Raw genomic sequence first — 13,291 nt, forward strand, 5'->3', positions numbered from 1 at the left:
GCCGGAGCCCGGGGTGATCTGCCAGTTGTAGCCGATCTGGCCACCGCCGGAGAAGCCGTCCTGGCTGCGGTTGCGGAAGGAGGCGACGGTGCCGGGGGCGGCGTAGGGGAAGGGCACCGCGAAGGTGTTGCCGGTGTTGCGGTCGCTGGCGTCGAAGGCGTAGCCGGCGTTGATACCGAAGTAGGCGCCCGTCCAGGTGAAGACCGGGACGGGGGTGAACACCGGCGGCGGGGCGGCGCGGCGCGGCAGGTCGGCGGCCGAGGCGGCGCCGGTCAGGGCCGTGAAGGCGGCCAGCGAGGCCAGGAGCTTGGTCATGTCGGTTCCCCGAATGTGTGATCTGGCGGCGTAGCTACCGATCACCGGGGGAAATGGCTGTAGTTTTGAGGTCACACCGCCTGTCGAAGGCCCGAGATGGCGGAGTAAATCGTCCGTCAAGACGCGTTCGAGCGGGGAAATACAGCGCGCTTTACGCGGGCGAGCGCGATAACAACGCGGCGGCCTTTTGGTTGCATCGAGATCTACGGTCGACGCCGGCTGTGACAAGCGTGCCACACCCGGCGCCGGGGGACCGCTGGAGGGTCCACGGCCATCCCGATCGATCCCGCCGCCGATCCGCGCAACCCGGCAAGGTTCCGGCAATCTCCGACCGCCGCGAGAGCGGATCTCGGCGCGCGGAACCGGGCCACGCCTCCGGCTGCCCGCAATCTCCGAGTCCCGATCCGGAGTTATGACTCCTGTTACCACCGGGAAAATAGATGGACTCGACAGTCGTCTTGACCGACCGCGCGAGGGGAACCGGGGCGCCATGCATGTGAGAGTTCGCCTCGACGGCGCGAACCCGCGGCGCTGGCACGTCGCGCTGCTGAACCGGCTCTCCGGCCTGCCCGGTCTCGCGGCCGTGAGCGTCGACGCCGCGCCCGGTCCGGACGGTTGGCCGGCGCAGGCCGACCTGCTGTTCCGGCTGGAGGCGCTGATCTTCCGGCTGGCGCCGAACGGGTCGCGGCCGGTGCCGCCGGCGGATCTCGCGGCCTGGAGCCGGCCCGCGAGCCCGGACCTCGTGCTCGACCTGTGCGGCGACGCGGTCGCGCCCTGCCCGGTCTGGCGCGTGGCCTACGACGGCGGCCTCGGCGAGACCGGCCTGCTCGCCAGCCTGCTCGCGGGCCGCGTCCCGCAGCTCGAGCTCCTCGAAGGCGGCACCGCCGTCGCCGCGGGCCGCCTCGGCTCGGACTACCGGGGTTCCATCGCCCTCTCGTTCGAGGACGCCCTGACGCGCACGGCGACGATCGTCGCCGCCGCGCTGCGGGACCGGTTGGCCGGCCGGCCCGGCGCGGCGACGCCCGCCGCGGCCGCGGCCGTGCCCGTCCGCGCGGTGCGGATCCCGGCGTCCCGTCCGGCGCGGCTCGTCGCCCGGAGCCTCGTCGGCCGCCTGTACAGGCTGTGCTACCACGCCCCGCACTGGCGCACCGGGTGGCGGGCCCTCCGCGGGCCGGACCTCGTCGCGCTGGGCCGCCATCCCGCGGACGGCTGGCAGGTCCTGCCCGACGACGGGCGGCGCTTCTACGCCGACCCGTTCCCCCTGGCCGTCGACGGGACGACCCACGTCTTCGTGGAGGAGTTCCCGCACGCGACCGGCAAGGCGATCATCTCGGCGGTCCGCTTCGGAGCGGACGGGCCCGAGGGGCCGCCCGTCCCGGTTCTGGAGGAGCCGTACCACCTCTCCTACCCGTTCGTGTTCGCGCGCGCGGGCTCCGTCTGGATGGTGCCGGAGAGTTCCGCGGCCGGCACGGTCGACCTCTACCGGGCGACGCGCTATCCGGGCGGCTGGGTGAAGGAGGCGACGCTCCTCTCCGGCGTCGTCGCGAGCGACGCGACGCTCCTCGAGCACGGCGGCCGCTGGTGGATGTTCGCCACCGTTCGGGACGCGCCCGTCGGCGCCCCGCCGGGATCGGGCTGCCACCACGACGCGCTGCATCTCTGGTCGGCGCCCGACTTCCGGGGGCCGTACGCGCCGCATCCGGCCAATCCCGTGCTGGTCGACCCGTCCTTCGCGCGGCCCGCGGGCCGGATCGTCGCGCGCGACGGGGCACTGATCCGGCCGGTCCAGGATTGCGCCCACGGTTACGGCCGCGCCCTGTCGCTGGCGCGCATCGACCGGCTCGATCCGGAGGGGTTCGCCCAGACCATCCTCAACCGGATCGAACCCGGCCCGGCATGGCCCGGCAGCTGTCTCCACACGCTCAACGCCGGCGGCGGGATCGAGTGCATCGACGGTTCCGGCCGGGCCTCGCGTCTCCGGGCGCGTCTGAGCGCGCGGTCCGGCGCCTAGGCCCGGCCGCGGCCGGAGCTCGGCCGTCCGGAACCAGCCGCCGCGATCCGGGTTCGCTCACGAACGCGGAGACCCGTCGCCCCCATGATCATGATCCTCATCTGCTTCCTCGCGCCGTGGCTCGCCATGTTCCTGCGCGGAAAGGTGTTTCAGGGCATCCTCTGCATCATCCTCCACCTGACGATCATCGGATGGATCCCGGCCACGATCTGGGCCCTGGTCGTCACCCGCAGGGAGGCGGCCTGATCGACGTGGCCGGGCCGGCCGCGGACCTCGCCGCCGGCGGCGGCCGCCGGCGCGGCGCGGCCGGCATGCGCGGCTCCGCGACGCTGTCCGGACCCCGCACGTGAGAACGGCGGGGCTCTCACCCCGCCGTTCACGCAGTCCGTCGCTTCGGCAGCCCCGAGGGCCACCGCGCCGCGCGGCTCAGAAGCCCATCAGCACCCCGGCCGAGCCGGTCACCGTCATCGCGAGGCCACCCAGGAAGGCGCCGATCATCGCGTAGGAGAAGCCCTTCAGAACCATGTCGTGCACGCCTTTCATCGAGCAGCGGGTCTCGGGCGAGACCCGGGATCACCATCTGCAACGATGATGCCGGATCGGCCGGGCGCGTGCGGTGCGAAGAGTCACGCTGCGCCGCGGAACCGTTCGGCGCGGGTTCAGGCTGCCCCGGTGAGCGGGACAGCCGCCGGGCGCATCTCGCTCACGCGAAATGCGTCGGCAGGCTGAGGGCCTGCGCGTAGGTCACGAGGGCGATGGCGCCGGCGATCAGGGTCGCGGCCAGGGTGATGCGGTTCGTCCAGGTCATCGTCGTCTCCATCGGGTTCGCGACCGTGCTCGCGGTGTGATCCCGATGTACGCCCGAGCTTTCAGGCCCGGCGTGTCCGGGAACACCTGCGGTCGCCGGTGCCGTCCGGAAGCGTCGCCGCGAGCGCGCCGCCACGGCCGCGCTCTCGGTCCGCGCTAGGCGGATTGCGGTCCCGACGCGCCGTCCTTCGCCGCGCCGCGCCGGGCGGCCGGGCGCGCCCGGCAGCGTTCCAGATAGGCGTCGAAGGCCGCGCTCGCCGGGAAGGCCGTGCGGCCGAAGCCCAGCGCGCTGCCGATCAGGATGTCGGCGCCGGAGAACCGGTCGCCCATCACGTAGGGGCCGCGCGCCAGGGCGGCTTCCAGGCGGCGGACCACCGCCTCGTGGGTCCGGCGCTTCTGCGGCGATCCCGCGAGTTCGCCCGTCAGGCCGGCGAACAGCGCCGGCTCGAACTCGGCGACGTACCAGGCCAGCCACGTCAGGTACGCGCCGCGCTCGGGAGTGCCGACCGCCGGGGCGAGACCCGCTTCGGGGAACGTCTCCGCCAAGTAGAGCACGATGGCCTGGGACTCCGCGATCAGCGCGCCCGCGTGCAGGACGGCCGGGACCCGCTTGTCGGGATGCGGGTTGGCGTCGTCCGGCACACCCTCGCCGGTCATGGGCCGGAAGATCGAGACCGGCGCGATGGTGTAGGGAACGCCCAGCTCCTCCAGCAGCCAGACGATGCGCGAGGAGCGCGATTGCGGGGCGTGGTACAGCGTGATCATGGCGCGGTTCCTGTCGTCACGGCGCGCGGGATGGCCGTGGCGGGAGGACTTGTAGGGACGCCCTGCTGACAGCATTCTGTCAGCAGGAGTCGGACGATGCGTCGCGCGGACAGACTGTTTCAGATCATCCAGATCCTGCGGCGCTCCCCGCGCCCGGTGACGGCCGCCGAGATCGCCCGGGAGCTGGAGGTCTCGGTCCGCACGGTCTACCGCGACGTCGCCGACCTCGTCGGCCAACGCGTGCCGATCCAGGGTGAGGCCGGGCTCGGCTACGTGCTCGGCGCGGCGTTCGACATGCCGCCGCTGATGCTGACGCCCGACGAGATCGAGGCGGCCGTCCTCGGCGCGCAGTGGGTCGCGGGCCGGGGCGAACCGGTCCTCGCCAAGGCGGCGCGCGATCTCATCGCCAAGATCACCGCCGTGGTGCCCGAGCGCCTGCGCCCGTTCATCGCCGATCCGTCGATCGGCACGCCGACGGCCTTCGCGCAGGCCGCGGACGGGATCGACGTCGCCCGCGCGCGGGCCTGGATCCGCGAGGGCCGCAAGATCCGCATCCAGTACCGCGACGTCCGCGGGGATCCGAGCCAGCGCGTGATCTGGCCGGTGATCGTCGGGTTCCTCGATGAGGCCCGGATGGTGGCGGCCTGGTGCGAGCTGCGCGGGGCGTTCCGGCACTTCCGCACCGACCGGATCACGGATGCCGAGTTCCTGGAGGAGCGGCACGGCGTCCGGCCGGCCGTCCTGCGGGCGCGCTGGAAGCGGAGCCTGTCGGACCGACAGGCGGCGGGCCCTTCGCCGCCGGCCGGGGAAGTCCCGGGGACAAGCCCGGCTGCCTTATCCTGAGAGGCACCGGTCGGTCTCGCCGGCGCGCATCCGTCGCTGCGGGCCGACCCTCGGGTCAGCTCTTGAAGCCCGTCGCGCAGTGCTTCGGCTCCAGCGCCTTCGCGGCGCCGCTGAGCCGGAAGGCGGCCCGGCGCCCGTCCGCGAGGGCCACGATCATCTGCTTGGACGCGCGGAGCCGCGACCACAGCGCGGCGAATCGGTCCGCGCACGCGCGGCAATCGGTGAGGATCGTGCCCTGGGCATCCGTGTCGAGCTGCAGGCGCTCGCCGTCGGTGAGCACGTCGACGGTCGAGCGCGGCGGCGGGGCCTTGCCGGCGATCTCGATGAAGATGCTGGTCCGCTTCGCTTCGCCTTCGCCGGTCGCGCCCTCGTCGCAGCTGATGTTGACGCTGCTGCTCGGCCCGCTGCGGACGATGTACTCGACGTAGCCCTGGCCGCTCCCCACGGTCCAGTTGCCGTAGACCTGCGCCGACGCCGCGTTGCCCGACAGGCAGGCCGCCGCCACGAGGGCGCCGCGCAGAGAACCGCCGATCATCATGGACACCTGCTCCCCGAGTGATCCTGGATGGCGCCCGCCGATCCGGGAGCCGGCGCGCCGGAACGGCCGCCGGCGCAACGGGCCGCGCGCCCGAGGTTGCTGGCGGCCCCGGGAGGGCTCGAACCTACGGCCTGCCGCTCGGAAGGCAACGGCGTGCTGAAACGGGACAGGCTGCATTCCGACAGGTTCGCGGTATGCCTCCACACGGACGCGATTGGCAGATTCCGCCTTGTCGGAACGGCATACGCGCCTTCGACGCGCTGGCTGCCACCGGATGCCGCCAGATCCTGGCAGCCGCACCGCCCTGTCCCGTTCTGCAGCCTGGGACGGGGCCGCCATGTCGCACGTCATCAGCCTGCCGATGGGCCCGCGGAAGCCCGGTCACACGGCACGCCGTCAGGCGGTTGCCGTGTACGGGCCCGTTGGCCGAGTGCCGGGGTGACGCGTAGTCCGAACAAGGCAGAGGACATCGCTGGCCCTGCCGCGCTCTCGATGCGCGGTGGGGCTTTTCCCGTTCGTTCGAGGCTCGGGCGATGGCACCCTGCGAGCAGGCCGCCTTTGTCGCCGGCATCGAGACCGCGCGCCAAATGGCCCGCGGCGAAAGCTCAGACGAAGTGCGGCGGCAGGATCATGACCTGTGCGTGCATGATCAGGCTCAAAGCCACGGCTGCCGTCACGACGGCGTCGGCGAAGCGGTTCGTCAGGGTGATTGGCTTGGTCATCGCGGCCTCCCTCGTCAGCTCGGCTGTTTCGAGGCGGCCTTATGGTCAGGCCGGATGTCGCGACGATTGCTCCGATTGTTGCGTCCAGGAGCGGGAGCCGAAAGAGCGACGCGGGGCGCCCCGTTCGGCCAACTTGCTCGGGCGGACTGCGCCGCGAGGCTCGGAGCCTGCGCGCAGACCTGAGCGCTCACACTTCGGTCTCACGCTTCACGACCGCGTCCGCGTCGGTGCCCTTCTGCGTCAAGCCGACTTCCGGGCCATCGACTGGATCCGACGGCGCTTTAGGGCTGATCGGTGGAAGGGACTGTTGCTCCGCACCGACCTTGGCCCAGCGCTCGGCATCGTACTCGGTGCTGGCGAGATCCTGCGTGTTCGAGGTGCGTGGCTTGTCGGACATGGGACGCTCTCCGTGTTCGGGAGTAACACAGCGAGCGTCAGAGTAGGTCCGAGCGTCGCACCGACGACGAGATGGCCGCGGGCGAGGCGGGCGGAGCGGTGCTGTGATCTGCGTTGACGCGGCACACGAGAACGGCGGGACGCGCACCCCGCCGCTGATCGTGTCGCTTGTTCTGCCGGCGGCTCAGTCTCCGACCCGGCTCGGGGGCTCAGAGGCCCATCAGCACCCCCGCGGAGCCGATGACCGTCATGGCAAGACCGCCCAAGAAGGCGCCGATCATCGCGTAGGAAAAGATCTTCAGAGCCATGCTGGGCAATTCTTCCGTGCGGCGCGAGGCTGTGTGTCAGTCCCTGCAGAGCCGTCTGACGGGAAGATGCCCGATCGCCGGGGTTTGTGCGGTGCGAGAGGGCACGTTGCACCGCGGAACCATTCGGCGGGGGTTCAGCGACGACGCCCATCGCGGCTGCCGCCGACGCGCTGCGGCGCCTCGTCGTGAAGGGTGAGCGCGAGCGTAGCGCCACCGCGAAGTCCGTACGGGCGCGGGGATACCGCTGGACCGACACACTGGCGCCAGCCGCTACCGAGACCCTCGACGTGCCGGGCCGCTCCTACCTGCCGGCGCAGTTCGATGAGGTCACCGAGCGTCGCCGAAGCGCGCCGCGCCGGATGCCCCGGCGCGGCAGTAATCTTAGTATACCTTAGCGGCAGATACGCCGCGGCCCGACCGGGGTCCGGCGCACGAAGCAGTGCGGACCGGGCCGGAAGCCGCGGGCGATCGGGCGGCATCGACCGAGGGGGCCACGAGCGAAGCCGGGACCGCAACCCATAGCAGCGTTGGTGACGTGGGCGTCGCCCGCGATGGTTCCAGCACCGATCGGCGCAAGAGGTGCAGCGCTGGCTGCGGATGCGAGGCCGAGACCGCCAACGAGAGCGGCTGCAGCGGCGAGCATCTTCAGGTGCGACATGGTCAGACCTCCTGTGGTTGAGCCCCAGGCCGCGGGGACGACCAGCGGGCGTGCGCTGGTGCCACAGAAAGGGTGAACGAGACGTCACCCGGCTGCGGCAGGCCGAGCGTCGCGCCGCTGTCGAGTCGTGCTGGCGGGAATCCTTCCTCGGCCCGGCCCGTCTCTACAGCGGGCTGACGATCGGTGCTGACCTCGCTCGCACCGCCTCGGCAACGGGCTTCCTGACCGAGCTGATGCAGGTCAGCCGATGCCTCGCGCCGGACGCAGCCGAGCGTCGATGGACGTCGATGGGCGTCGGTCGGCCTCATCGTGGCGAGTCTCGTGACCGGATAGGTGCCGCGCTCCATGCACGGCAACGCCACAGTCCAGCGTGCCAAGGCCCATGTCGCGGCTGACCTCGGCGAGCCGGGCCTCGACCCGCCCCCGCTCGCAGCCGCGGTCGGCATGCTGGCTTACGACTGCGGCCTCACCGACCAGGCGCATTTCGCTCGCCGCTTCAAAGATCGCTTCGACAGAAACCCCCGTGACGACCGGCGCGCGCAGGACGGACGCGCAACGGGTCGCGTCCGCTTCCCGGCTGTCGTTCTCGTCAGCTGAGTGACTGGGGCGGATCGGTAGGAGACAATCGGCTTTTCCGGCAGTCCTTCTCCGAGGCGTATCAGCCGCTTACGGTCAAACCCTGCCGTTCGGACCAGCGCTGCCCGGTCCATGCGACACCGATCGAGGGACACGGCGCCCCCGCGCAGCGGTTGTTCAGTCTTACGACACCGCATCGGGAGACGCCCGGCGTACCGGTGCCGCGAGGCATGCAGCATGATCCTCCGTTCCGAGACCCCGCCGTCCCCCGGCAGCATGCCCGTAGAGGCTCCTCCCGCCTCCTCCCGCCCGACATCGGCGATGCTGAAGGCGGACATCGATAGCGGCGCGACGGGCGACAAGGTGAAGGCCTATGATCCGGGGCTCTCCCAGCTCGGGACGGACGATGAGGCCGCCGGGCACCCTCCGTCTCACGAGCGCATCGCCCTGGCACGCGAGACCGAAGCGGCACCTGCGCGCGTGCGGAGGGCGTCGCGACCACACGGACCGAACGCATGGGTCGTGCCCAGCTACTGCGTCGTGATCGGCGGCGTCGGCGTCGTTCTGGGGTTGTCGATATGGCTCGTCTGATGATGCGGCCGCCCAGTCACGCCGTATGGGTCGATGTCACCGTCGGGCTGACGGCCGGGCTGGTGGCAACGCTGGTGACGAACCTCGCCCAGCGTCCGTTGCGGTGGACCACCCCGGAGCGCGTTGATCGACACGAGAAGCGGGTGCGCCCCGGCGCATCCTCTTCCCTGGTCGCGGCACAAAAGCTCTGTGCTGCGATGGACGTCGACCCCACGCCTCGCCGGCACGAGATATCGGGCAAGGCGATCCACCTCGCCACCGGTATGGGTTGGGGCCCGGTCTACGGCCTGTTGCGGCGGTACGCCGGTCTGCGGCCCTTCACCGCCGCGCTGACCTGCGGGACCGCCATGTCGCTCATTCTGGACGAATACCTGGTGCCCACCCTCGGCCTCAGCGCGCCCAATCATCACTATCCGACCTTCACCCGCATCCGAGGCTTGGCCGCCCATCTCGTCTACGGATCTGCGGTGGCGATAGTGGCGGAAGGGCTTGGCCGCTCGCTCGAACGGTCCCCAGCCTATGGGGCCCGTCATCAGCAGTCCCCGGTTCGGGGGGCAGGCGGGTGATCGGCGGGACGCGGCACGACCATCGCCACGCCGCCGACATCTGCCGGGAGAACGGCTGGGGCGTAGGAACTCGCCTGATCGGCGACGCAGGTCTCGGGGCTACGGTGATCTGCATCACGGCGCTCGGCACAGAGGTGATGCTCGCACGCATGATCAGCCATGATGGCGATCCCGTTGCCTATTGCGGTGAGCAGGCCTGGCGCCTCGGAGCGCGCGATTGGTGCCGGATCGGGTGCTGACGTGACCTTGCTCAGAGTCGTGCGCCGGATGCCCCTGCGGTCGAGAAACCGGGGCGCGCCCAGTTCCCTGGACGTGGACTGCATCGGAGAAGTTCGGTCCCGAGGGCCGCTGCGGTGGCAGAGCCCTTGACGGACAAGCCGAAGCGGGCTGGCCGGGCACGCCGGGTCAGGAGGTTGGTGAGGCCTGATAGCTGTCAGGCCGAGCCTCACTCGATGTGGCGGAAGCGCTGCCCTTCAGGTCGGGGCTCGATCAGGCGGGCCAGCCTGGCCGCCATATCGCTGTGCCCTGCCGCCCAGCGATCGCGGATCGAGGAGGGCGAGTAGTCGAAGCTCTTGGTGGCAAGCTGGTCGGGGCCTGCTCGATAGACGAGGTGAAGCAGCGTCACCGCCGGACCGCTCGGATCGAGCTGTTGCCGCAGGTCGTACTCGCGCTTCAGGCCGGCGATCGCCCGGCGGGGGGCGCTGGCGAAAATGAGATCGTTGGCGCGCTCCAGCACCGCGTCGAGGGAGGCCGGACGCGGCGCCCGTGGGCTGAACAGGTCCGAGGCGATGCAGAGGAGATCCCGCTCCGGCTCTGTCGCAAAGACCGGGTCGAGGGGCAGGTTGTTCGTGTAGCCCGCATCGCACAGCACACGCCCGTCTATGTCGACCGGCGGGAAGGCGGGAAGAATGGCTGTGCTAGCCAGGATGTGCTCGGGCCGGATCACCTCACGAGCGGTATCGAAATAGACCTCTTCGCCGGTCTCGATATCCACGCAGGCAATCGTGAGGCGCGTGTCGCCCCGGTTCAGACGCTCGAAGTCAACGAGCCGGTCCAGGGTTCGAAGAAGGGGCGCGTTGTCGAATAGGGCGACGTCGTTCGGCACCCAAGGCAGCGCTGACCAGAGTCCGGGCAGTCGGTGACGATAGATGTTCGGGCGCCCCCACGCGAGAGCGAGGAGGGCATGCAGGCCGTTGTAGATCTGGCGCGGCTTCAGCAGCGCGGTGGGACCCGGTCCAACGCCCAGGGTGGCCTCATCCCAGAACTGGCGAAGTTTGCCGATCCGATCCTCGGGCGCGTTGCCCGCGATGATGGCAGCGGTCACCGCGCCGATGGAAGCGCCGACAACCCAATCTGGACGATTGCCCTGCCCATGCAGAGCCTCATAGGCTCCGGCGTGATAGGCGCCCACCGCGTTTCCGCCCGCGAGCACGAGCACGAGATCCTGAGGCGATCCGGACCGGTTCTGGTCGGTGGACATGCAGGCCATCCTCGCACGACGGACGCTGATTTTCCCGGGAAGCCGGAGCCCCGCGGAAGGTGGGTCGTCACGGGCTGAACCGCTCGAACGACCTGTCTGTTGCGGCTCCTATGGAAGCTTCACGCGGTTTCTACAGGAACCCGCTCCCCGAATGCCCCGCGAAGGCGTTTGCCCGCCGGATACAGCCGACCACGGTGCGCGGATCTCGGTGGCCCGAATGGTCCATGACGCGGGCGGGATCCGCCCCGCGCCCCGCGGCCGCGGTGATGTAGCCGGCGCGCAGGCCGCGCGCTCCAGAGGTCGACGCATCGAGGCCAGCTGCCGGGGCGACGCCGGCCTTGCGCCGGGCCCCCGTCATGGCAGCCCGCCCGCCATCATCGTCCGCCGGATCGGCGGCGCCGGCCAGCTTGTGCGCGCAGCGGATTGCCGCGAGCCGGCGGCCGAGCGTCGAGGCGGCGCGGCCGGCTTCCGCTTCCGGGACGATGAACCCCGCTACAGCGTCCGGGCTCGCCGGCAACGGCCCGAACCCGCGCCGGGCGCACCGGTCCCGAAACGCGCGGGCATCCGACGGACAGGCCCGCACAATCGCGTCCGCCCTGCCGCCACGGTGATCGGCGCGAACGAGTCTTCGGCCCCGGCTGGCAGCCTCGCCGCGACCCCCAGAGCCTCAGTAGGCCGACTGTCAGGCATCGTCCTCGGGCGCGAACACCTCGCCCTCCTCTGCCAGACGCGTGTTGTCCGCGTCGGCCCGAAGCTCGCTCAATGCGCGATGCTCGGAGAGCAGGCGCCGCATCGTCCGATCCGCGTCCGAGCAATCGGCCGGCTCGGACGAGGCAGGGTCGCAGCCTTCGATCGTCTCGGCGGTCTGCCGATCGACCGCGGCACGCTCCTCTCGACTGAGCCCCGCGAGATCTCCGAGCCCCAGGTCGCGGGCAACATGGGCGGCGATCTCCTCGCGCTTGGCATGAAGGGCCAGAACACGCGCCTCTGCCGGGTCCTCGGCATCATCGCGCCCGACCTGTCGCGCGAGTGCGAGGCGCCAGCCGCGCGGGAGCGACGCGCCGCGCATCCGCATCCTGTCTGTGACGCTGGCCACCACGAGCTGCCAATGCTCGGGGCACAGCTCGGCGAGAGGTCTGCCCTGACCGAGGTTGCGTGCGGCCTGCTCGGCGGCCTCTGTCCACTCCGATGGCAGGGAGAGCGTCTCGGTCGGGATGACGACGGGTACCTCAGACATGCCGAACCCCTCCTGCTCACTTTACGACATACCAGCACCGGACGCCGGCCGCGCGCCAGTGACCGGCGACGCGATGCCTCCACCACACGCGCTATAACCGAGGTTTCACTTCTTCATTGCTCTGGCAGTTCACCCTGATTCTAACGTTTGAGAATGACGATTGTCGCAAAATACAGGGTCAGAGAGACACCTACAATTGGACGTCTCGCCGTTCTGTCGCCACGTGCGCGCGGCGACGCCTGAGCATGAACGCTCGCGAGCAAGTCCAGCATTTCGGAAATGCAGCGATCCGTGTTCCTGGCGCGGACACCCGCTCCGAGGCCGGATCATCGGACCGGCGCGTGCTTCCGGTTCTCCCGGCAGACCGACGCGATCCATCTGCGCTGGGGCACGACCGACAAGGCGTGTTTGAGCTGTGGCTGCGCTCGTCCGTGCAGGGCTCGGCGCCCTGGCTGGCCCCGCCTAGGCCGTGCCGGCCGGTCCTGTGACCGGCATCTCGTCGCCGTCCGGCAGGCTGACCAACGTTCGGATGCGGCGCCATCAGGTGCGGCGACATCCTATGGCGCGGGTCCCGCAGCGGTAGCCCGGCGCGGGCTTCCGCGTGCGCTGCATCCGCCACCGGACCTCTCACCTTCGACATCGTGCAGAGCCACAGCGGCCGATGGCGAAGGCGGAGTCGATCAGCCGCCGCCGCCGCCGCCGCCACCGGTCCCGGGACCGCCGAGGTTGCCGTCCTTGTTCGGCGTGTTCCAATGGATGATGCCGTCGTCAGGCGGCCGCAGCGTCGTGGTTGGTGGCCGCAGGGATGAGAATGGCGGCGCCGCAATGGCCCCCCGAGGAGAAGTACTGCTGGCTCGATGGCGCCGCGCGAAAGCTTCGGTGCTCCAGAAACCTGCGAGCGCGACGACGAACCATCTGACCGCCGCGCCTCTCATAGTCGACCCGCCTCGTGCTGAGTTGCGCCACACAGCGGCGACGGCTGTGCGCAGGTTAGCGCACCCTCCGGCAGCGGCAACCTGTTCCGGCCTGCTGCGCCCTATCGGCCGGCGGGCTGTCTCGATGCCGAGGTAACCAAGCGGTCGGCCTCCGCACTCAGCAGCTCAACTTCCGGCCTTCCGCCATCCCGACCTTCCGGTAGTGTTCCAGCCCGGACTTGATTGCGCGACCGATGACAGCCCGGCGCACGTCCGGATTGCAGCGCAGATACTCCTCCTCGTTGAAGGCGTAGTCGCCACGTCCGCCCCGCGCGCCTCGGTCATAATCCCGATCGTAATCGCGGCGATCGCGCTCGCCGTAGCCGCGATCGCCGTAGCCGCGATCTCCGTAGCCTCTGTCGCGGGAGCCGTAATCGCCGCGGTCGTAACCGTAGTCGCGCCCGCCGTAGGGCTGCGCGAAGGCCGGAGCTACGCCGCTGAGGAGCGCCAAGCCGAGGACCGTCGTCGAGATCACCTTCATATCGCGTTCCTTGCTGCTGAGAC

At 70.6% G+C, this 13,291-nt stretch carries 15 protein-coding genes and 1 pseudogene; 7 read left to right on the forward strand and 9 right to left on the reverse strand.

The annotated features are described in order from the left end of the window. Window positions 1-315, reverse strand: a pseudogene (locus ME121_RS20750) (porin family protein); the annotation flags it as partial. Between the two features lie 490 nt (window positions 316-805). On the opposite strand from ME121_RS20750, the gene ME121_RS20755 reads away from it, so the two are divergent. Further along, window positions 806-2,326: a glucosamine inositolphosphorylceramide transferase family protein gene (locus tag ME121_RS20755; RefSeq protein WP_012321111.1), complete on the forward strand. Its 1,521-nt coding sequence runs from the start codon at window positions 806-808 to the stop codon at window positions 2,324-2,326. A gap of 84 nt (window positions 2,327-2,410) precedes the next feature. Then, on the forward strand, window positions 2,411-2,572 hold the full coding sequence (locus ME121_RS33905; protein ID WP_012321110.1) for a YqaE/Pmp3 family membrane protein: 162 nt from the start codon (window positions 2,411-2,413) through the stop codon (window positions 2,570-2,572). 717 nt (window positions 2,573-3,289) lie between these two features. Here ME121_RS33905 and ME121_RS20760 read toward each other — a convergent pair. Continuing rightward, window positions 3,290-3,898, reverse strand: a complete 609-nt coding sequence (locus ME121_RS20760) for a glutathione S-transferase family protein (RefSeq protein ID WP_012321107.1) — start codon at window positions 3,896-3,898, stop codon at window positions 3,290-3,292. A gap of 96 nt (window positions 3,899-3,994) precedes the next feature. Between ME121_RS20760 and ME121_RS20765 the strand changes: the two genes are divergently transcribed. Then, complete coding sequence (locus tag ME121_RS20765; protein ID WP_012321106.1) at window positions 3,995-4,741, forward strand: helix-turn-helix transcriptional regulator; 747 nt, start codon at window positions 3,995-3,997, stop codon at window positions 4,739-4,741. 55 nt (window positions 4,742-4,796) lie between these two features. Here the strand turns inward: ME121_RS20765 and ME121_RS20770 are convergent, their stop codons facing one another. The 3 genes from ME121_RS20770 to ME121_RS33910 all read right to left on the reverse strand — a co-directional run bounded on the left by ME121_RS20770 (window position 4,797) and on the right by ME121_RS33910 (window position 7,363). Then, window positions 4,797-5,276 carry a YfjT/YkfB family phage-associated protein gene (locus tag ME121_RS20770; RefSeq protein WP_182180060.1) on the reverse strand — a complete coding sequence of 160 codons (480 nt, stop codon included), beginning with the start codon at window positions 5,274-5,276 and terminating at the stop codon, window positions 4,797-4,799. 912 nt (window positions 5,277-6,188) lie between these two features. Further along, window positions 6,189-6,398, reverse strand: a complete 210-nt coding sequence (locus tag ME121_RS20775; protein ID WP_012321104.1) for a hypothetical protein — start codon at window positions 6,396-6,398, stop codon at window positions 6,189-6,191. Between the two features lie 698 nt (window positions 6,399-7,096). Beyond that, a complete protein-coding gene (locus ME121_RS33910) occupies window positions 7,097-7,363 on the reverse strand; it encodes a GCG_CRPN prefix-to-repeats domain-containing protein (protein WP_076730035.1) in 267 nt (88 codons plus the stop codon). A 345-nt stretch (window positions 7,364-7,708) separates the two neighbouring features. Here ME121_RS33910 and ME121_RS20780 point away from each other — a divergent pair, with 345 nt between their 5' ends. From ME121_RS20780 to ME121_RS33915, 4 genes are all read left to right on the forward strand, one after another. Next, on the forward strand, window positions 7,709-7,960 hold the full coding sequence (locus ME121_RS20780; protein ID WP_024828924.1) for a hypothetical protein: 252 nt from the start codon (window positions 7,709-7,711) through the stop codon (window positions 7,958-7,960). A gap of 216 nt (window positions 7,961-8,176) precedes the next feature. Then, window positions 8,177-8,530 (forward strand): hypothetical protein, encoded by a 354-nt coding sequence (locus ME121_RS20785; protein ID WP_012321102.1) that lies wholly within the window; start codon window positions 8,177-8,179, stop codon window positions 8,528-8,530. Next, the gene (locus tag ME121_RS20790) at window positions 8,518-9,096 is read left to right on the forward strand and encodes a hypothetical protein (protein ID WP_234740868.1); all 579 of its coding nucleotides are present in this window, start codon (window positions 8,518-8,520) and stop codon (window positions 9,094-9,096) included. The genes ME121_RS20785 and ME121_RS20790 overlap by 13 nt, the downstream gene beginning before the upstream one ends. Next, window positions 9,093-9,335 carry a DUF7241 domain-containing protein gene (locus tag ME121_RS33915; protein ID WP_024828927.1) on the forward strand — a complete coding sequence of 81 codons (243 nt, stop codon included), beginning with the start codon at window positions 9,093-9,095 and terminating at the stop codon, window positions 9,333-9,335. Before ME121_RS20790 ends, ME121_RS33915 begins: the two co-directional genes overlap by 4 nt. Before the next feature lie 206 nt (window positions 9,336-9,541). Here the strand turns inward: ME121_RS33915 and ME121_RS20795 are convergent, their stop codons facing one another. The 4 genes from ME121_RS20795 to ME121_RS20815 all read right to left on the reverse strand — a co-directional run bounded on the left by ME121_RS20795 (window position 9,542) and on the right by ME121_RS20815 (window position 13,268). Further along, complete coding sequence (locus ME121_RS20795; RefSeq protein WP_059409528.1) at window positions 9,542-10,576, reverse strand: patatin-like phospholipase family protein; 1,035 nt, start codon at window positions 10,574-10,576, stop codon at window positions 9,542-9,544. Window positions 10,577-10,706: 130 nt separating this feature from the next. Then, window positions 10,707-11,093: a site-specific integrase gene (locus tag ME121_RS20800; protein ID WP_059409529.1), complete on the reverse strand. Its 387-nt coding sequence runs from the start codon at window positions 11,091-11,093 to the stop codon at window positions 10,707-10,709. 165 nt (window positions 11,094-11,258) lie between these two features. Then, window positions 11,259-11,672: a hypothetical protein gene (locus ME121_RS20805; protein ID WP_246753229.1), complete on the reverse strand. Its 414-nt coding sequence runs from the start codon at window positions 11,670-11,672 to the stop codon at window positions 11,259-11,261. 1,233 nt (window positions 11,673-12,905) lie between these two features. Beyond that, complete coding sequence (locus tag ME121_RS20815) at window positions 12,906-13,268, reverse strand: hypothetical protein (RefSeq protein WP_012321098.1); 363 nt, start codon at window positions 13,266-13,268, stop codon at window positions 12,906-12,908. Window positions 13,269-13,291: the final 23 nt, after the last annotated feature.

Source organism: Methylobacterium sp. ME121, assembly GCF_000974725.1.
GTDB lineage: Bacteria > Pseudomonadota > Alphaproteobacteria > Rhizobiales > Beijerinckiaceae > Methylobacterium > Methylobacterium radiotolerans.

Coding starts and splice junctions, on each gene's coding strand:
- ME121_RS20755 (WP_012321111.1), top strand. CDS start 806: ATGCATGTGAGAGTTCGCCTCGACGGCGCGAACCCGCGGCGCTGGCAC.
- ME121_RS33905 (WP_012321110.1), top strand. CDS start 2,411: ATGATCATGATCCTCATCTGCTTCCTCGCGCCGTGGCTCGCCATGTTC.
- ME121_RS20760 (WP_012321107.1), bottom strand. CDS start 3,898: ATGATCACGCTGTACCACGCCCCGCAATCGCGCTCCTCGCGCATCGTC.
- ME121_RS20765 (WP_012321106.1), top strand. CDS start 3,995: ATGCGTCGCGCGGACAGACTGTTTCAGATCATCCAGATCCTGCGGCGC.
- ME121_RS20770 (WP_182180060.1), bottom strand. CDS start 5,276: ATGATCGGCGGTTCTCTGCGCGGCGCCCTCGTGGCGGCGGCCTGCCTG.
- ME121_RS20775 (WP_012321104.1), bottom strand. CDS start 6,398: ATGTCCGACAAGCCACGCACCTCGAACACGCAGGATCTCGCCAGCACC.
- ME121_RS33910 (WP_076730035.1), bottom strand. CDS start 7,363: ATGTCGCACCTGAAGATGCTCGCCGCTGCAGCCGCTCTCGTTGGCGGT.
- ME121_RS20780 (WP_024828924.1), top strand. CDS start 7,709: ATGCACGGCAACGCCACAGTCCAGCGTGCCAAGGCCCATGTCGCGGCT.
- ME121_RS20785 (WP_012321102.1), top strand. CDS start 8,177: ATGATCCTCCGTTCCGAGACCCCGCCGTCCCCCGGCAGCATGCCCGTA.
- ME121_RS20790 (WP_234740868.1), top strand. CDS start 8,518: ATGGCTCGTCTGATGATGCGGCCGCCCAGTCACGCCGTATGGGTCGAT.
- ME121_RS20795 (WP_059409528.1), bottom strand. CDS start 10,576: ATGTCCACCGACCAGAACCGGTCCGGATCGCCTCAGGATCTCGTGCTC.
- ME121_RS20815 (WP_012321098.1), bottom strand. CDS start 13,268: ATGAAGGTGATCTCGACGACGGTCCTCGGCTTGGCGCTCCTCAGCGGC.